An 18157-nucleotide genomic window follows, 5' to 3' on the forward strand; every position below is an offset into this window, starting at 1 on the left:
CCTCGCGCCATGGCCTCGGGCATCACCGGCACCACGACCTCGACCAACGCGTCCTCGACGACCTCGATCGGCGGCAGCAGCCAGCAGATCGCCGGCAACTTCCAGCAGTTCCTGACGCTGCTCACCACGCAGCTCCAGAACCAGAACCCCCTCGACCCGATGGACACCAACCAGTTCACGCAGCAGCTGGTGCAGTTCGCCGGCGTCGAGCAGCAGCTCAAGTCCAACGACCGGCTCGACTCGATCCTGACAAACGCCAAGGCGTCGAGCGCGGCCTCCGCCACGGGCTTCATCGGCCAGACCGTGACCGCGGACGGCAAGACGGCGACCCTCGCCAACGGCTCGGCGACCTGGAACCTCACCGCGCCCCGCGCGGTGACAAAGGCGACGATCACCATCCTCGACGCGAACAGCAACGTCGTCGGCACGCTCACGAAGGCGCTGACCGCGGGCTCTCAGACGCTCACCTGGGACGGCAAGAACGCCTCCGGCATGACCTCCTCGGACGGCAAGTACTCGATCAAGATCGACGCGCTCGACGCGACGGGATCGAGCGTGGCCGTCGACACCGCGGTCTCCGGCACGGTCACCAGCGTCGATCTCAGCGGCAGCGAACCGGTGCTGGCGATCGGCTCCTCCAAGGTGCCGGTGTCGAGCGTCCGCTCGATCAGCTCGGGCTTATCCACATGAACGCCCATGCATTGGATCGAAGTCGAGAGGTGCGTTTCAAACTCTCTTAAGCGGCCTCACGTAGCGTCAGGCTCGACAGGTCAGTCGAGTGTAGAGCGTATCATGACCGAACCGCACCGCCCGAGAGTCAAATACGTTATCGGGCCCGATGGCAGCCCCCTCACCATCGCCGATCTCCCGCCGCCGAGCACCCGCCGCTGGGTGATCCGCCGCAAGGCCGAGGTCGTCGCTGCGGTCCGAGGCGGTCTCCTCAGCCTCGAGGAGGCCTGCCAGCGCTACACGCTGACGACCGAGGAATTCCTGAGCTGGCAGTTCTCCATCGACCAGCACGGGCTCGCGGGACTGCGCACCACGCGCATCCAGCACTACCGCCACTGAGGCGGGCGGGCCCTCGCGCAGCCCGCGACAGAATCGACGGCTTCCTGGAAGGCCGCGCCGGACCCACCGGCGCGGCCTTCGCCATTTCAGGCCCTATCGATGCCGAAGGTCACGCTTCGTTAACCGGCCGCTAACCACGCACCGGGCAGTTTTTGCCGAGCGAGCCGCCCGCCGGGCAGGGCCGCGGTGTTCGGGCGCGTCGAACGGTGAAGCCGGTCCTCGATCTGGTGACGAAGCTGGGGCCGGCGCGGCTCGCCGCGATGGTGGCGGTGACGCTCGCCATGATCGGCTTCTTCGCCTTCGTGATCCTGCGGGTGTCGCGGCCCGACATGGGCGTGCTGTTCTCCGACCTCGCGATGCAGGATTCGGCCAGCATCGTCCGCGACCTCGAATCGCGGGGCATCGCCTACGAGACCCGCGGCGACATCGGCCAGACCATCCTGGTGCCGAGGAAGGACATCGCCCGCATCCGCATGGACCTCGCCGGCAAGGGCGTCCCGGCCCAGGGCGGCATCGGCTACGAGATCTTCGACAAGGGCGACGCCTTCTCCTCCACCAACTTCGTGCAGGGGGTGAACCACCTCCGCGCGCTGGAGGGCGAGCTCGCCCGCTCGATCCGCTCCATCGGCCAAGTCCAGGCCGCCCGCGTCCACCTCGTGCTGCCGGAGAAGCGTCTGTTCTCCCGCGACCGCGAGCCGCCGAGCGCGGCGATCGTGCTCAAGCTGATGGGCGAACTCGATCCGGGACAGGTCCGCGCCATCCGCCACCTCGCCGCCTCCTCCGTGGAGGGGCTGAAGCCCGAGCGGGTCTCGATCGTCGACGAGAAGGGCCGGCTGCTGGCCGACGGCGCCCGCGGCGAGCAGCCCGGCGCCGACGCCGAGGAGAAGCAGACCGCGCTGGAACGGCGTCTGCGCGGCCAGATCGAGGAGATCGTGGCCGGCGTCGTCGGCCAGGGCCGCTCTCGCGTGCAGGTCCGCGCCGATCTCGACATGAACCGCATCGAGAGCCGCTCGGAGACCTTCGACCCGGAGGGCCGGGTGGTCCGCTCCAGCCAGACCCGCAACGAGCAGGCGCTCACCGGGGGCTCGGAAGGGCAGGTCAGCGTCGGCAACGAGCTGCCCGGGGCTGGCGGCGGCGACAAGCCGGCCTCGCAGAAGGACACCTCCAACAAGACCGAGGAGACCACGAACTACGAGATCTCCCGCGTCACCAAGACCGAGGTGGTCGAGGGCGGCCGCGTGAAGCGCCTCTCCGTGGCGGTCCTCGTCGACGGCGTCTACGCGCCGGGTGCCGACGGCAAGACCGCCTACCAGCCCCGCCCGGCCGCCGAGATCGAGCGCATCGCCGCCCTGGTGCGCACCGCCGTCGGCTTCGACAAGGCCCGCGGCGACCAGATCGAGGTCGTCAACCTGCGCTTCGCCGAGGCGCCCTCCGTGCCCGAGTTCACCGAGCCCGGCCTGATCCAGTCGATGCTCACGCCGACGAAGGAGGACCTGCTGCGCTTCATCGAGCTCGCGGTGCTCGCGGTCCTGACCCTGATCGTCGTGTTGACCGTGGTGCGGCCCCTCGTGCGTCGGGTGATCACCGCCGATCCGCCGGCGCCGATCTCGATCGCGGTGCCCGGCGGCGTGGCGGCGCTCGAGGCGGCGCTCGGCGCGGTGGCGGGCCCTGACGGGACCATCGCGCCTCGGGAGAACACCACCGCGAAGCTCGTCGAGTTCGCCAAGATCAACGGCCAGGTTCAGGCCGAGACCGTGCAGCGGGTGGTCGACATGGTGCGGGCGAGCCCGTCCGAGACCGTCGAGGTGCTGCGCAACTGGATCCAGGAATCGTGAGCGCGATGACCGCAGCCTCGAACGAGATGGGAGCGCGCTAGGATGTCGGCGGGACCCCTTGCGGCCCTCAGCGGCGCCGGCGCCGCGGCCTTCGCGGCGATGCCCGGACCGCAGCGGGCGGCCGCGCTGCTGCTGCTGCTCGGCGAGGCCGAGGGCGCCCCCATCTGGCAGCTCCTCGAGGAGGAGGAGGTCAAGAAGGTCTCTCACGCCATGGTGCAGCTCGGCTCACTGGAGGCCGAGACCGTCGAGAAGCTCATCATCGACTTCGTCTCCCGGCTCTCGTCGGGCGGCGGCATCACCTCGAACTTCGAGCGGACGGAATCGCTGCTGCTCAAGATCTTCCCGTCCGAGCAGGTCTCCTCGATCATGGCGGAGATCAAGGGCGCCTCGGGAAAGCGGGTCTGGGCGAGCATCGCCCAGATCGACCCCGAGATCCTCGCCTCGTTCCTGCGCAACGAGTACCCGCAGACCGTCGCCGTGGTGCTCTCCAAGGTGCGGGCCGACTACGCGGCCAAGGTGCTCACCATCCTGCCGGAGGAGTTCGCCATCGACGTGCTCAACCGCATGCTGCGCATGGAGACCGTCCAGAAGGAGGCCCTGCGCCACATCGAGGAGACGCTGCGCGTCGAGTTCGTCTCGACCATCGCCCAGACCACCCGGCGCGATGCCCACGAGCTGATGGCCGACGTCTTCAACGCCTTCGACCGGCAGACGGAAGGCCGCTTCCTCGCCGCCCTCGACCAGGGCAACCGCGGCGCCGCCAAGCGCATCCGCGAGCTGATGTTCACCTTCGAGGACCTGCTCAAGCTCGACCCCGGCAGCGTCCAGACGCTGATGCGCAAGGTCGACAACGAGACCCTCTGCCGCGCCCTCAAGGGCGCCGACGAGCGCGTGCGCGGCTTCTTCATGGGCCAGATGTCGACGCGCGCCGCCAAGAACCTCACCGACGAGATGGGCTCCATCGGCCCGATCCGCCTCAAGGACGTCGACGAGGCGCAGGCCAAGATGACCGAGCTCGCCAAGGACCTCGCCGACAAGGGTGAGATCATGATCGCCAAGAACAGCGCCGAAGAGGAGCTGGTCTATTGAACGCCCGGCCCTTCCTCTTCGACACGGATTTCCGCCGCCCCCACATGGGCGGAGCGGCGCTGCGCGCGCAGGAGCAGATCGCCGAGGCCGCCGCCGAGGCCCATGCCCGCGGCCTCCAGGAAGGACGCGCGCAGGCCGAGGCTCAGGTCCAGGCCCGCATGGCCGACGCGATCACCCGCCTCGGTCTCGCCGCCGCCGGGCTCCTGTCGCGCGCCGACGAAGCGGACGCGGAGCGCGAGGCCCAGGCCGTCGAGCTCGCCGTGATGCTCGCCCGCCGCGTCGCCGGCGACGCCATCGACGGCAACCCGCTCTCCGCCATCGGCGAGGCCGCCCGCACCGCCCTCCAGCATCTGCGCGGCGTGCCCCACCTCGTCGTGCGCGTCGGCGACGGCCTCGTCGACGAGACCGAGACCCTGATGAAGGGGCTCGCCCGCGAGCGCGGCTTCGAGGGCCGCCTCGTGGTGCTCGGCGACCCCGACATGCTCCCCGGCGACGCCCGCATCGAGTGGGCGGATGGCGGCGTCGTGCGCGAGCGCCACCGCATCGAGGCCGCCCTCCTCGACGCAATCGGCCTGAATCCAGCAGCGTGAGCCCGATGTCCGACGACTTCAACCTGCCCCAGCTCAGCGACGGCGACGGCTTCGAGAGCCCGGAATCGATCCGCGAGGGGCCGACCTCCCCGAAGAGCGCCGCCGATCTCGAGCAGGTCTTCGACGTGCCCGTCGTGGTCTCGGCGGTGCTCGGCGCCTCGCAGATGCCGATCGGCGACCTGCTGCGCCTCGGCCCCGGCACCGTGCTCGAGCTCGACCGCAAGATCGGCGAGGCCATCGACATCTTCGTCAACAACCGCCTCGTCGCCCGCGGCGAGGTGGTGCTCGTTGAGGAGCGCCTCGGCGTGACCATGACCGAGATCGTCAAGGGCGATCACTGACACCCTCGATTTTCTCGGGCGCGACGATGCGCTGCCCGAGGCCAGACACGGAGTGAGCCATGCGGCTTCTGATGATCGGACGGCTCAACGGAGAGCTCGTCACCGCCTCGCGCATCGCCATGAGCCGCGGCGCGGCGGTGACTCAGGCCGACGGCATCGCCCAAGGGCTCGCGGTGCTGCGCGCCAAGGGTGCCGACCTCGTGATGGTCGACGTGGCGCTGGCGATCCGCGACCTCGTCGGAGCGCTGTCCGAGGAGCGCATCCGCACGCCGGTCGTCGCCTGCGGGGTCGCCACCGATGCCAAGGCCGCGGTCGCCGCCATCCAGGCCGGCGCCAAGGAGTACATCCCCCTCCCCCCGGACCCGGAGCTGATCGCCGCCGTCATCGAGGCGGTCGCCGCCGACAGCCGCTCCTTCGTCTGGCGCGACGCCGCGATGGAGAAGGTGGTGCGGCTCGCCGACCAGATCGCCCGCTCCGAGGCCTCGGTGCTGATCACCGGCGAGAGCGGCACCGGCAAGGAGGTGCTCGCCCGCCACGTCCACGCCAAGTCGAACCGCGCGGGCAAGCCCTTCGTCTCGGTGAACTGCGCGGCGATCCCCGACGCGCTCCTCGAATCGGAGCTGTTCGGTCACGAGAAGGGCGCCTTCACCGGCGCCGTCGCGCGCCGCATCGGCCGCTTCGAGGAGGCCAATGGCGGCACGCTCCTCCTCGACGAGATCTCCGAGATGGACGTGCGCCTGCAGTCGAAGCTGCTGCGCGCCCTCCAGGAGCGGGTCATCGACCGGGTCGGCGGCACGGCGCCGGTGAAGGTCGACATCCGCGTGCTCGCGACCTCGAACCGCAACCTCGCGGAGGAGGTCCGCAAGGGCACCTTCCGCGAGGACCTGCTCTACCGGCTCAACGTCGTGAACCTGCGCCTGCCGCCGCTCCGCGAGCGCCCGGCCGACATCGCGGAACTCGCCTCGCACTTCGCCCGGAAATACGCCGAGGTGAACGGCCTGCCCGTGCGCGCACTGAGCCGCGAGGCGCAGGCGAACGTGCGCGCCAACCCCTGGCGCGGCAACGTGCGCGAGCTCGAGAACACGATCCACCGGGCTGTGCTCCTGGCGAGCGGCGCCGAGATCGGCGCCGAGGCAATCCTCAACCCCGAGGGCGAGGCCTTCACGCAAGCGCAGGGGCCGGCCGCCCGGGCCGCCCAGGTCGCCGAGGCCGCGACCCGCGGGCTCGTCGGGCGCACGGTCGCGGACGTGGAGTGCGACCTCATCCTCGACACCCTCGACCACTGCCTCGGCAACCGCACCCACGCGGCCAAGATCCTCGGCATCTCGATCCGGACGCTGCGCAACAAGCTCAACGAGTACGTCGCCTCCGGCCTGGAGGTGGCGGAGCCCGGCAGCGTGCGGGCGATCGCGGCCTACGGCTGAGGGCGGCGAAGCGCGCTAGCGCCGCCGCTGGCTGGCATGGGCCGCGGTCTGGCTCGCCAGCGCCTGTTCCAGCTTGCGCAGGGCCTCGTGCCGGGCGAGGTCGGCCTCCACGTCGCGGATGGTCTCCTCGATGACGTGCTGCTGATAGGCGAAGCGCGGGTCCGCCGGCGAGGTCCCCTCCCGGTCCTGGAGCTTCAGCACGGCGTCGCGGACGACGGTGTAGACGGCCTCCCGCTCCTCGCGGGTCATGCCGGGATGCACGGCGCGGGCGATGAGATCGGCGAAATCGGACATCGCGGTCGCAGGAACGCTTCTATCACCGAGACGACATGCCGCCCGGCTCCCGAACGGGATCTGGCGGCAGGGACAGGGACCCGAGAAACGGCCGTCGGGCCCTGCCGCTTAGCAGGCGGCCGCGAGACCCGAAAGGTCCGTCAGACGCGCTGGTCCTTGATGCCGCTGGCGACGAGGGAGAACGAGCTCCACACCACGAAGAACGCGAAGAAGGCCGTGAAGAGCGCGCGCCCCCGCCGGGGGTAGAGCGAGTCGTCGGGAAGCATCGGCGGCACGAAGGTGGTCAGGTAGATCTGCTGCTTGCTCGCCGCGACCCGCGCCCGGTCGAGCATGGTGATCGCGGATTCGTTGAGCTTCTCGGCGATGGTGCGCTCGACGACGAGGCCCTCGTACTCGAGCAGCGCCTCGGCCATGTTGCGCCCGTCCGCGGTGGTCGCGGTCTCGCTGGTGAGTTGGTCCTGGAGCTGCTTGATCTGCTGGTCGAGCGCCGCGACGCTGGCCACGAGGACCTGCACCGCGCGGGACTTCTCGTCGAGGTTCGAGCCGCGCAGCACCTGCAGGTCGTTCTCGGCCTTGAACTTCTCCTTGCGCAGGGTCGCGATCTGCGCGAGCGTCGCCTCGGCCGCCTTGATCGGGTCGATGATGCCCCAGCGGTTGCGGTAGCGCTGCAGGTTCAGGTTGGCCGTGCGCAGGCGCTCGCCGGCCTTGTCCACGTCGCTCTGCGCGTGGGTGACCATGTCGGCCTGTGCCCGCTTCGAGATATCGTTGATGAGGCTCTCGGAGCGCCGCACCACCTCGCGGGCGAGCATCAGCGCGTCCTCGGGCGTGTAGGCGCGGACGCCGAGCATGATGACGCCCGACACGATGTCGATGCGTGCATCGACCCGCTCGCGCCAGTACTTCGTCAGCTCCTCGACGGGCTCGGGCGGCCGGAAGCGCGTCCAGAAATCCGCCTCCGGACGGGAGAACAGCTTCGAGAGGCCGACATCCTTCTCCAGCCCCTGCACCAGGGTCTGGCTCAGGATGAAGTCGCGGACGATGAAGCTGTCCTGGCTGTTGTGCTTCTGGATGAGGCTCGTGTAGTCGCCGAGCATCACTTCGCCCATCGGCTCGACGTTGCCGCGCACCGCGAACTGCGCCTCGGCGATGTACTGGTTCGAGGCGAAGGCGAAGAGGTAGAGGCCGATCACCGCCGTCGGCACCAGCACGAAGGCCAGGAAGCCCTTCACGAGCCGCGTGTGGAGGTAGCCCTCGTCCTCGTCGGCCGCCTCGACCACGCCGGGCTTGCGGCGCCAGTCGAGCCGCTCGCGGGCCTGGCGCAAGAGCGCGAGCCCACGGCCGCGCCCCACGGGCTCGATCGTCTCCGCGTTGCGGCGCAGGTCCGGCACGGAGCGGCGCGCAAGCTCGATCATGCCGCGAAGCCGATCGCCCTGCTTGAGGTCCTGCGTTCGGTCCTGGACGTCCATCCGCTGCCTGTGAGAGCCGGCCCCGGCGGGCCGCCCGTCGTTCCGATCCGCGCGTCTCGTCTCAGCGGTCCGGGTGGTCGGTTTTTAGGCCCTTTTTAAGGCGCGGCACAGGGCCGCTTGCGGCGCCGCGGCATTTGCCGGCCGGGCTGTCGAGCGCGTAACAGCGCGCCATGCCGAAGGATCGATCCCAGGGCCGCTCGGCCAAGACCAAGCTCGCCGAGGTCGTGCTGGTCTGCCGCAAATGCGCGAAGCGCCAGGGCCTGCGCGCCCGCAGCGTCGCCGCGCGCCTCAAGGCGGCGGGCAAGGCGGCGCCCGGCCGCCGGGCGAAGCTGCGCATCGTCGAGACCGGCTGCCTCGGCCCTTGCCCGAAGCGGCTCCTCGCCGTCGCCACCGGCGCCAGCGTGGCGACGGGCCGGGTGCTGCTGATCGAGCCCGAGGCGTCCACGGAGGCGATCGCGCGGGCGATCCTCCCCGAATTCAGCCCCAATGACCGCCTAGCGGAACCGCCGCCGGCCGACGGGACGCCCGGCTGAGTCGGGACATCTCCCGGAGCCGGGGCATCCGATGAGCAGGGGCTGCGAGAGCGGACAGGCGCCGCCGGCCACGGGCGGGCTCGGCCGCGCCGTCCTGCGCCGGCTGCCGCTCGCCGGCACCGTCGTCGGGCTGGCGCTCGCCGCCTGGCTCGTCGCGAGCAACGACGCCTCCGCCATCGCCGCCGCCTTCGGACGGATCGGGGCGGCCGGGCTCCTGGCGATCGTCGCGGTCAGGGCCGGGCTGGTCCTGCTCTGCGGGCTGGCCTGGGCGCGGCTGCTGCGCGGCCTCTGCCCTGCGGAGACCGGCGCTTACGTCATCCTGCGCTTCGTGCGCGAGGGCATCAACACGCTTCTGCCCGTGGCCTCGGTCGGCGGCGAGGTGGTCGGCGGTCGGCTCCTCACCTTCTGGGGCGTGACGGGCTCGCTCGCCGCCGCCTCGATCCTCGCCGACCTCCTGATCCAGGCCGGCACCCAGCTCGTGCTGGCGCTGTGCGGCGTTGCCCTCCTCGCCCGGGTCGACGGGGCGCCGGCGCAGGAGCTCGCGCAATGGGCCCTTCACGCGGTGATCGTCGCGGCCGTGCTGCTCGGCGCGTTCTTCGTCATCCAGCGCAGCAGCGCCGCCCGGCACATCGAGACGCGGGTCGCGGCGCTGCTGCGCCGCCTGATCCGCGACCGGGACGCGCCCACGGACGGCGGCCCGAGCGTGCACGCGGCGCTCGACAGCGTCTGGAGCCGGCCGGGGCGGATCGTGCAGTCGGCGCTCCTGCATCTCCTCGCCTGGATGCTCGGCGCCGCCGAGATCTGGATCGCCCTGACCTGCATCGGCGTCGAGGGCGTCGGCCCCCAGGAGGCGCTCGTCATCGAGGCGCTCACCCAGGCGGTGAAGTCGGCCGCCTTCCCCGTCCCCAGCGGGCTCGGCGTGCAGGAGGGGGGCTTCGTGGTGATCGGCGCGCTGTTCGGGATCGATCCGGGCACCGCCATCGCCCTGTCGCTCGCCAAGCGCGTGCCCGACGTGGCGCTCGGCCTGCCCTCGCTCCTCGTCTGGCAGACGCTGGAGGCGCGGCGCGGCGCCGTGCTGCCGCCGTCCCGCCCATGACGCCCTCCGCCCCGCTTGCGCCCTCCCGACGCGCACCGCAGGTTGCCCGCAGGATGACCCTCCCGAATCGACGCTTCCGGGCCGCTCTCGCCGCGGCGCTCCTGGCGCTGCCGCTCACCGCCGTGGCGGCACACGCGCAGAGCCTGAATCTCGATCTCGGGACGGGAGGCACCACCGAGCGTGCGCTCCAGCTCGTCGCGCTCATCACGGTGCTGGCGCTGGCGCCCTCCGTGCTGGTGATGGCGACCTCCTTCACCCGCATCGTGGTGGTGCTGTCGATCCTGCGCTCGGCGCTCGGCACCCAGACGGCGCCGCCGAACGCCATCATCGTCAGCCTCGCCCTGTTCCTCACCGCCTTCGTGATGGCCCCGACCGCCAAGGAGGCCTACCGGGCGGGCGTCGAGCCGCTGATCGCCGGCCAGATCACGCAGAGCGTCGCCTTCGACCGGGCCTCGGCGCCCTTCAAGACCTTCATGCTCAAGAACGTGCGCGAGAAGGACCTCAAGCTCTTCCTCGATATGGCCAAGGCGCCGGTGCCGCAGGGGCCGGAATCGATCGGCCTGGAGATCGTCACGCCGGCCTTCATGATCTCGGAGCTGCGGCGCGCCTTCGAGATCGGCTTCCTGCTGTTCATCCCCTTCCTGATCATCGATCTCGTCGTCGCCTCGGTACTGATGGCGGTGGGCATGATGATGGTGCCGCCCGCGACCGTGGCACTGCCGTTCAAGCTGATCTTCTTCGTGCTCGTCGACGGCTGGACCCTCGTCGCTGGCTCGCTGGTGCAGAGCTACGGGACATGAGGGCCGCCGGTCACGGCGCCGAAGCGGCGGCCTCGTCGTAGCGCGACAGGTCGGGCTCGGCCGATCGCCCGGAGAAGAGCTTCGCCGTCACGCTGCGGACGAGCGGCTTGCTCGCCAGATCCAGGACGCCGTGAAGCAGTCGGATGCCGAGCCGGCTCTGCGGATGCATCACCCGCGGCGCGATCTTGGGCACGCCCTGGGCCTGCTCGACCATCGGCCGCATGATCCGCTCGTAGGCGCTGAAGGCACCGGGGATGTCATCGGTCCGCGCCAGCTCGGAGGCGAGGACGCAGGCGCCGGTGACGGCGAGCGTCGCGCCGATGCCCGCGAGCGGCGTCGCGCACCAGGCGGCATCGCCAGTAAGGGCGACGCACCCCGCGGACCAGCGCTGCATCCGCACCTGGCGCAGAACGTCGAAGTAGAAGTCGTCGGTGTCGGCCATCGCGGCGAGCACCCGCGGCGTCTGCCAGCCGGCATCGGCGAAGCGCTCGCGCAGGAACGCCTTCTGCCGGTCCGCATCCCAGCGGTGCTCGCCCTCCGGCGGCTTCTGGATCGAGAGCATCGCGCGGGTCGTGCCGTGGCGGTCGGGCCGCAGGGACACGCTTCGGCGGCCGGGCGCGTTGTACCAGCGCCACAAACGGTCGTCGTCGGGCACGGCGGGAATCGTGAAGTAGGCGATGGTGAGGTCCATCCAGCGCGGGTCGTTCTCGCCGGGGAAGACGCGCTCGCGGGTCGCGGAGCCCACGCCCTCAGCCACGATCACCGCGTCGTAGCGCTCGCGGCCGCCCCCGAGGAAGGTGACGACGGCGCCGCCGCCCTCCGGCTCGATCCGCTCCACGCCGTCGCCGAACCGGAAGGCGGCGTGCGCGCGGGCGGGCTCGTAGACGAGGCGGGCGAGATCGCCGCGCAGGATCTCCATCTCGGCGGTTGGCCCCTCCCCTTCGAGCTCGGCGGCGATGAACCGCGCCTTGGCGCGGCCCCGGCCGTCGATCCAGACGGTGCCCTCCTCGCCCGTCCCGAGGTCGAGCGCCGCCCGCTCCAGGCCCATGCGGCGGAGCACCTCGCGGCCGACGCCGCGGACGTCGATGTTCTGCCCGCCCTCGCGGAAAGCCGGCGCCTTCTCGACGACGGTCACGTCGAAGCCGGATCGGCCGAGCCACCAGGCGGCGGTGTTGCCGGCGATGCTGGCGCCGGTGACGAGGATGCGACGGGTCAAGGCGGCCTGCGTTCTCGCGCGACGGGACCCTGCATTCGGGCCCCGGACGAGATGGGTTGCCGGCGGCTCACGGCAAGCGCCGCGGGCGGGCCCGGCCCCTCGCGTCCTCGGGACGCTAGCCCGGCGGCGGCGCCTCGGCGCCGGCGGCCCGGCGGCCGCGCTCGGGGAGCGCGATGTCGGGGTAGCGCTTGCGGTACTCGTCCATGAAGGCGGCGAGGGTCTGGGCGGTCGAGGCACGCTGGGCGATCTCGCGGAAGACCGGGTTGCGGATCGCGTTCGGCGCGGTGAGCAGGGCGAAGGTGCGCGCGTCGGCGCTCTCGGCCATCGGCCCGGCGAACTTCGCCTTAAGGCGCTCCAGGCCGAGGCTCTCGGAGGCCAGCCCGTAGGCGATGGCCGCGCGTATGACGTCGGCGCGGGCCGCGTCGTCGAGCGGCTTGCCGCCCCGCCAGACCTCGCCGAGCAGCATCTCGTGGGATTCGCCGGCCTCGCGCCAGCGCCGCGCCGCCCAGAGGATGTCCGCGCGCAGGCGCTGCGCGTCGGGCCCCACGTCGCCTTCCAGGGTCTCGAGGGCGAGATCGGTGCGCGAGAGGTCGGAGAGGGCGCGGGCCCTGAGCAGCATCCGGGCCCGGCGCAGCTCGCTCGGAAGCTCGGGGAGATAGGTCGCGTCGAGGGTCTCCAGGGCCTTGAGGGGCTGCCCGTCCATCAGGCGCACCGCCGCGAGCCGCGTGGCGACGCTCGCCCGCGCCGGCCCGGCGAGGCGATGGTCCACCTGATGCTGGAGAAGCTCGGCTGCCGATTCGAGCAGGTCGAGGGCGATCAGGCGGTCGGAGAGGCGGCGCACGATCTCGTCGCCGCGGCGCCCCACCGGCCCGAAATCCTTGAAGTCGAAGTAGAGGGCCACCGCCTGGACGCCCGTCATCTTCGCGCCGAGGTCGGAGAGGAACAGGTCGTCGAACATCGCCTGCGCCTCGTTGTGAAGCGCGCGCGCCGTCGCCGATTCCGGGCCGGCGAGATCGACGCGGCGGGTGACGACGAAGGATTCCCGCCAGCGCCCGGTCTCGCGATAGAGGCGTGCGAGGCCGGTGAACAGCTCCGCCTCGATCCAGCCGCCGTGCCACATCAGGGCTAGCCGCTCCAGCCGCTCGATGGCGTCGGGGGCCTTCAAGCGGCCGGTCGAATGGGCGAGCAGCGTTCCCCGCAGGGTCGCGGCCGCCGCCACGGGCTGCTCGGCACTCTCCGCGAGCTTGTCGTAGGCGGCGAGCGCCGGCACCGTCTGGCCCATGCCCTCGTCGATGCGCGCCGTGACCATCTTCAGCCGGTCGCGGGTGAGCGGATCGGGGGTGAGCCGGGCGGCGAGCGCGATCTGGCGCTTGGCGGCCTCGAGGTCGCCGGTCTCCACGGAAGCCTCGGCGGCGGCGGTGCGGAGCACCACCTGGAGATCGTCGGGATAGCGGTCGAGGATCGGCGATCCCGCGCGCAGCAGCCCCTCCGCGTCGAGCCACAGCCCGGCCGTGACCTCGGCGAGGCCCCGCCAGAGCGCCGCCTCAGGGTCCCGCGCCAGCGCCTTGGTCGAGAGGATCTTGCGGGTCTCGGCGGTGCGGCCGAGGCGGGCCATGGCCGCGCCGCGCAGGATCGCGATCTCGCGCTGGGCGCCGAGAACCGGATCGTCGGCGGCGATGGCGTCGAGGACCGTCAGGCCCTCCGGGTCGTAGCCGTTGGCGATTAGGGTGCGCGCGTAGGCGAGCCGCGCCGGGCCGCGCAGCGACAGGGGTTGCTCGACGACCGCCTCGAACAGGCGGCGCAGGCTCTCGCGCACGTCGCCGCGCTTGGCCTCGTCCCAGGTCTTGCGTTCGACGGCCAGCATCTCGACGTCGCTCGCCACCGTCTCCGCCGGCCGCTCGACAGCCGACACCGCGAGACCCCCCTCGCGGCCGATGCTGACGCCGTCGAGGTCGGGACGCACGAGAAGGTCGTCGGCCTGGGCGAGCACCGCGACGCCGAGGCGGCTCGGAAGCAGCTCGAAATCCACGAAGCGCTGGCGCTTGGCGACGCCGGACGGCCGCCGGCCGAGGGTGGTGACGACCGCGACGCGCTCGCCGTCGAGGTCGAGCCAGGTCGCGGCGCCGGGATCGGGCAGGCGCACCCCGAGGCCGATGCGCCCCGCCCCGAGCGGCGCGCGCGTGACGACGAGGGCGTCGCTCGGCCCGAGGGAGTCGCCGATGAGGAGCTCCCACCCGGTCGGCGCCGCGAGCGGTCCCACGGGGAGCAGGTCGAGGAGCTTTCCGGCGGGCGCCGGGAAGCGCAGCACCTGCACGCTGCCGACCCGCTTCGGCGGCCCGGCGATGCCGGCCGTGGCCGCGCTCGCGGGCAGCGCCACCGACCCGGCGGTCTCGAAGACGAGGAAGGTGGTGCCGCCGCGCTCGAACAGGGCGGCCGCCGGCGCCTTGCCGAAGGGGAAGACGAGGTCGCCCACCGCCTCGCGCACGCCCGACGGAACGCCTGCGCGGGAGCGCTCCTCCATGTCGGTCCTGGCCGAGCCTGCCTCCGAAGCGCGGCCGGACGCGCCGCCGCGGGCCTGCGCCTTGGCATCGCCGGGGCCGGCCTCGGCCTTCGCGGGCTCGGTCGTGCCGGTCTCGGGCTTCGGCGCCTCCGATTTGCCGGCCTCGGCCTTAGCGTCCTTCCTGCCGATCTCCTGCTTAGCGACATCGATCGACAGCCCCTCATCGTCCCGGTCGGTCGAGACCGTGTAGCCCTCCGCGGGCTCGACGGTCAGCGTCGAGGCGGTCCCGTCGCCGTCGACGGAGAAGCGCGCGACCGCCGGCCTCAGCCGGCCGCGGGTATCGGACTGCTCGATCTTCCAGGCGCCGGGGATCGTGACGAGGGTCGCCGGGCCCTCCCGGCGCTGGCTGGTCTTGATGTCCTCGGGCAGGCGCAGGGTCAGCCGGGTGAGCGTCGGCAGGTGCGCGACCTCGATCGCCAGAGGCTTGGCAACCGGCACCGGGGTCGCCGCCTTGATGACCTGCTCGGCGGTGTAGGCGCGCTTGGCGAGGTCGGTGACGACCGCCTGCGGAACCGGCGGCGGCAGGCCGGACCAGGTCTCGGGCAGGAGATCGACATAGGTGCGCTCGCCCGCCTGTTGGACGTTCAGGCGGTAGGGCTTCTGGAGCGCGATGCGCAGGCCGGTGGCGTCCGGGTCGCGGCGGAGCACGGAGACGTAGTTCGGCATCGCGGTGGCGAGCCGCTCCGAGCCGCCGGGGGCGGTCTCACCGAAGCCGATGACGAGCACGGAGCCGGCGATCTTCGCCTTGACGGTGACGGGCGAATCGAAGGTCAGCGCGATGCGGCCGTAGCCGCCCGTCTCCGCGCCCTCGATCGAGAGGAGCTTCGCGGCCAGCGCGGGCGAGACGAGGGCGAGCAGGGCGAGGCAGGGAGACAAGGACCGCGCCACGGCGCGCAGCAAGCCGCCCGCGAAGACCCTGCGAGGGTCCCCGCGCCGCTTCCTCCCCGCCTCTGCGAGACACGCTCTCATCCGCGAACGCCACACACGAGAGCGAAGCGCGGAGCCGAACGGGGCCGCCGCGCAATGCCGTCTAGGGCCACACAATGGGGCCAGCATGGCCAAACGCGGCTAACGGGCGCTTAACCCGAGGACGACGCGGCCCGTCCCGAAGTGGCGTGCGCTCAGCCGCCCAGCGCGATCATGCGGTCGAAGGCCGGGGCGAAGCCGGCGAGCGGCACGTTGATCACCGTCGGCTCCTTCTCGCCGGGCTTCTGCGCGGCGATAGCGAGCGTCTTGGCCGTGCGCATGGTGTCGGTCGCCAGCGTCGGCAGGCTGATCGGCACGAGGCAGCCGTCGCCGGCGCAGGTCGAGAAGGGCGCGCCCTTGCCGAGATTGGTGTCGTCGAGCTTGAAGGCGACGCCGGGCTCGATGGCGAAGCCGAACGGCATCAGGATGACGCCCTCGGCCCGGCCCTCCTTCGGTGCCTTCAGCTCCACGGCGAAGCTGCGCCGGCCGGTCTTGGCGTCGCCCTGCGACTGCATCAGGCTACAGGTCGAGCCGGACTCGGCGCGGGAGCAGTTCACGGTCCAGTCGCCGTAGACCTCGCTCACGGCGCTGGCGCCCTCGGGCCAGGCGGCCTTGGCCTTCTCGGTGGGTTTCGCCTCGGCCTTCGGCGCGGACTTCGCCACCGGTTTCGGGGCCGGACGTTTCGGCTTCGGCTTCTCCGCGGGCGCCGCGGCCTCGGGTTCCGGCGCCGCCTCCTGCGCCGACACGCTCCCGGCGCCGAGCACGAGGCTGATCAGGGCAGCGCTGAGGAGTGTCCGACGGGCGGCGCGGGGATCGGTCATGAGGGGTCGTCCGGCGTGGTGCAGATCGCACACGCCGCCTAGCGCCCGCCCGGTCCCCTGGCAATGAGCGCGGCAGATGCGGCCGGGGATCAGGCCGCCGGGTTGAAGCCGCCCTCCTGGACGAGGGCGCAACGCCGGGCGAAGGCCGTGCGGGCCTCGCGGCGCAGGCCCCTTACGACCAGGGCGAACAGGGTGACGATGCCGGGATCACGGTCCTCGGCCTCGTGGACGGGCGAACCGAGCTGGGAGGCGACGATGGCGAGCATGGCAGGCTCCTCTCTGCAAATGCACTGCACTGCAATATTGCACGCTGCGGTGCAGTATCGGTAAACGTGGGGCGGCGTGCTACGCCTTGTGGGCATCCGCGACATGCGCCGGGCTCATGCCGACTCGAAGCGCGGCGCGGTGCGGCGGTTGACCCGTCGGGCCCGAGACGCCACTGAGCCCGTCTCCCGACCGTCACGGAGGCGCGCTAGAGCGCGCCGTTTAACCCCGCGGACGGCCCTGTTGGCCGCGCGACACTTGCGAGGATCCCACCGATCATGACCGACACGCCGACGACCTGGCCCGTTCACGGACGCATCAGCGGTCCCATCGTGATGATCGGCTTCGGCTCCATCGGCCGCGGCACCCTGCCCCTGATCGAGCGCCACTTCGAGTACGACCGGTCGCGCTTCACGGTGATCGACCCGGACGACAGCCACAGGGGGCTCGCCGAGAAGCACGGGCTGCGGTTCGAAAAGGTGGCGCTGACAGCGGACAACTACCGCGACGTGCTCACTCCGCTTCTGACGGAAGGCGGCGGCCAGGGCTTCTGCGTGAACCTCTCCGTCGACACCTCCTCGCGGGCGATCCTGGAGCTGTGCCGCGAGCTCGGCGCCCTCTACATCGATACCGTCGCCGAGCCCTGGACGGGCTTCTACTTCGACAAGGACAAGAGCCAGGGCGACAGGACCAACTACGCGCTTCGCGAGAACATCCTCGAGGCCCGCCGCCAGTCGCCGGGCGGGCCGACCGCGGTCTCATGCTGCGGGGCGAACCCCGGCATGGTCTCCTGGTTCGTGAAGCAGGCCCTCCTGAACATCGCCAAGGACACCGGCTCGGCGACCCCGGAGCCGAAGACCCGCGAGGAGTGGGCGGCGCTGATGCGGGAGCTCGGCGTCAAGGGCGTTCACATCGCCGAGCGCGACACCCAGCGCGCCAAGCACCCCAAGCCCATGGGCGTGTTCGTGAACACCTGGTCCGTCGAGGGCTTCGTCTCCGAGGGCAACCAGCCCGCCGAGCTCGGCTGGGGCACCCACGAGACCTGGAAGCCCGAGAACGCCCGCGAGCAGGAAAAGGGCTCGCGCTGCGCGATCTACCTCCTCCAGCCCGGCGCCGACACACGCGTGCGCACCTGGGTGCCGACGGCCGGCGCGCAGTTCGGCTTCCTCGTGACCCACAACGAGGCGATCTCGATCGCCGACTACTACACGGTCCGCGAGGGTGAGACGGCGGTGTTCCGCCCGACCTGCCACTACGCCTACCACCCGGCCAACGACGCCGTGCTCTCGCTCCACGAGATGTGGGGCAACGCCGGCAAGGTGCAGGAGAAGAACCACATCCTCGACGAGAACGAGATCGTCGACGGCATCGACGAGCTCGGCGTGCTCCTCTACGGGCATAAGAAGAACGCCTACTGGTACGGCTCGCAGCTCTCCATCGAGGAGACCCGCCGCGTCGCCCCCTACCAGAACGCCACCGGCCTTCAGGTGACCTCCGCCGTGCTCGCCGGCATGGTCTGGGCCCTGGAGAACCCGGAGGCCGGCATCGTGGAGGCCGACGAGGTCGACTTCCGCCGCTGCCTCGAGGTGCAGACCCCGTATCTCGGCCCCGTCGTCGGCGTCTACACGGACTGGACGCCGCTCACCGACCGTCCCGGCCTGTTCCCCGAGGACATCGACACCAGCGACCCCTGGCAGTTCCGCAACGTGCTCGTGCACGGCTGAGGAAGGCACGATCCCCCCGCCGCTCCGCTGTTGCGGGGCGGCGGGGCGGTGCTACCATCGCTCCTCCCAG

The 18157-nt window shown here is 71.6% G+C and carries 17 protein-coding genes; 11 read left to right on the top strand and 6 right to left on the bottom strand.

The features are described from left to right. Positions 1-9 precede the first annotated feature (9 nt). From MFF04_RS09835 to flbD, 7 genes are all read left to right on the top strand, one after another. Positions 10-690 carry a flagellar hook assembly protein FlgD gene (locus MFF04_RS09835; protein ID WP_238275439.1) on the top strand — a complete coding sequence of 227 codons (681 nt, stop codon included), beginning with the start codon at positions 10-12 and terminating at the stop codon, positions 688-690. 102 nt (positions 691-792) lie between these two features. Further along, positions 793-1068: a CtrA inhibitor SciP gene (gene sciP / locus MFF04_RS09840; RefSeq protein ID WP_238275441.1), complete on the top strand. Its 276-nt coding sequence runs from the start codon at positions 793-795 to the stop codon at positions 1066-1068. A 206-nt stretch (positions 1069-1274) separates the two neighbouring features. Then, positions 1275-2903 (top strand): flagellar basal-body MS-ring/collar protein FliF, encoded by a 1629-nt coding sequence (gene fliF, locus MFF04_RS09845; RefSeq protein WP_238275443.1) that lies wholly within the window; start codon positions 1275-1277, stop codon positions 2901-2903. Positions 2904-2945: 42 nt separating this feature from the next. Further along, positions 2946-3992: a flagellar motor switch protein FliG gene (locus MFF04_RS09850; RefSeq protein ID WP_238275445.1), complete on the top strand. Its 1047-nt coding sequence runs from the start codon at positions 2946-2948 to the stop codon at positions 3990-3992. Then, the gene (locus tag MFF04_RS09855) at positions 3989-4582 is read left to right on the top strand and encodes a FliH/SctL family protein (RefSeq protein ID WP_283206357.1); all 594 of its coding nucleotides are present in this window, start codon (positions 3989-3991) and stop codon (positions 4580-4582) included. The genes MFF04_RS09850 and MFF04_RS09855 overlap by 4 nt, the downstream gene beginning before the upstream one ends. 5 nt (positions 4583-4587) lie before the next feature. Next, a complete protein-coding gene (gene fliN, locus MFF04_RS09860; protein ID WP_238275447.1) occupies positions 4588-4923 on the top strand; it encodes a flagellar motor switch protein FliN in 336 nt (111 codons plus the stop codon). 59 nt (positions 4924-4982) lie between these two features. Then, on the top strand, positions 4983-6347 hold the full coding sequence (gene flbD / locus MFF04_RS09865; RefSeq protein WP_238275448.1) for a sigma-54-dependent transcriptional regulator FlbD: 1365 nt from the start codon (positions 4983-4985) through the stop codon (positions 6345-6347). Between the two features lie 15 nt (positions 6348-6362). Here the strand turns inward: flbD and MFF04_RS09870 are convergent, their stop codons facing one another. Further along, a complete protein-coding gene (locus tag MFF04_RS09870; RefSeq protein ID WP_238275450.1) occupies positions 6363-6641 on the bottom strand; it encodes a hypothetical protein in 279 nt (92 codons plus the stop codon). A 140-nt stretch (positions 6642-6781) separates the two neighbouring features. Then, on the bottom strand, positions 6782-8053 hold the full coding sequence (locus MFF04_RS09875) for a KpsE/RkpR family capsule polysaccharide export protein (protein WP_238275452.1): 1272 nt from the start codon (positions 8051-8053) through the stop codon (positions 6782-6784). A gap of 224 nt (positions 8054-8277) precedes the next feature. Here MFF04_RS09875 and MFF04_RS09880 point away from each other — a divergent pair, with 224 nt between their 5' ends. From MFF04_RS09880 to fliP, 3 genes are read left to right on the top strand one after another with little or no spacing between them, the layout of a single operon-like run. After that, on the top strand, positions 8278-8640 hold the full coding sequence (locus tag MFF04_RS09880) for a hypothetical protein (RefSeq protein ID WP_238275454.1): 363 nt from the start codon (positions 8278-8280) through the stop codon (positions 8638-8640). A 31-nt stretch (positions 8641-8671) separates the two neighbouring features. Further along, the gene (locus MFF04_RS09885; RefSeq protein ID WP_238275456.1) at positions 8672-9736 is read left to right on the top strand and encodes a lysylphosphatidylglycerol synthase domain-containing protein; all 1065 of its coding nucleotides are present in this window, start codon (positions 8672-8674) and stop codon (positions 9734-9736) included. Between the two features lie 53 nt (positions 9737-9789). Next, positions 9790-10536 carry a flagellar type III secretion system pore protein FliP gene (fliP, locus tag MFF04_RS09890; protein WP_238275458.1) on the top strand — a complete coding sequence of 249 codons (747 nt, stop codon included), beginning with the start codon at positions 9790-9792 and terminating at the stop codon, positions 10534-10536. Positions 10537-10546: 10 nt separating this feature from the next. Here the strand turns inward: fliP and MFF04_RS09895 are convergent, their stop codons facing one another. The 4 genes from MFF04_RS09895 to MFF04_RS09910 all read right to left on the bottom strand — a co-directional run bounded on the left by MFF04_RS09895 (position 10547) and on the right by MFF04_RS09910 (position 16365). Further along, the gene (locus tag MFF04_RS09895) at positions 10547-11752 is read right to left on the bottom strand and encodes an FAD-dependent monooxygenase (RefSeq protein ID WP_238275460.1); all 1206 of its coding nucleotides are present in this window, start codon (positions 11750-11752) and stop codon (positions 10547-10549) included. A gap of 115 nt (positions 11753-11867) precedes the next feature. Next, complete coding sequence (locus MFF04_RS09900) at positions 11868-15281, bottom strand: tetratricopeptide repeat protein (protein WP_441338599.1); 3414 nt, start codon at positions 15279-15281, stop codon at positions 11868-11870. A 152-nt stretch (positions 15282-15433) separates the two neighbouring features. Beyond that, entirely contained in the window at positions 15434-16099 is a 666-nt protein-coding gene (locus tag MFF04_RS09905) for an invasion associated locus B family protein (protein ID WP_238275463.1), read from the bottom strand. An 89-nt stretch (positions 16100-16188) separates the two neighbouring features. Then, positions 16189-16365: a hypothetical protein gene (locus MFF04_RS09910; protein ID WP_204281042.1), complete on the bottom strand. Its 177-nt coding sequence runs from the start codon at positions 16363-16365 to the stop codon at positions 16189-16191. A 276-nt stretch (positions 16366-16641) separates the two neighbouring features. Between MFF04_RS09910 and MFF04_RS09915 the strand changes: the two genes are divergently transcribed. Further along, positions 16642-18087 (top strand): homospermidine synthase, encoded by a 1446-nt coding sequence (locus MFF04_RS09915; protein WP_238275464.1) that lies wholly within the window; start codon positions 16642-16644, stop codon positions 18085-18087. The last annotated feature ends 70 nt before the right edge of the window (positions 18088-18157 follow it).

Source organism: Methylobacterium jeotgali (genome assembly GCF_022179345.1).
Classification (GTDB): Bacteria; Pseudomonadota; Alphaproteobacteria; order Rhizobiales; family Beijerinckiaceae; genus Methylobacterium; species Methylobacterium jeotgali.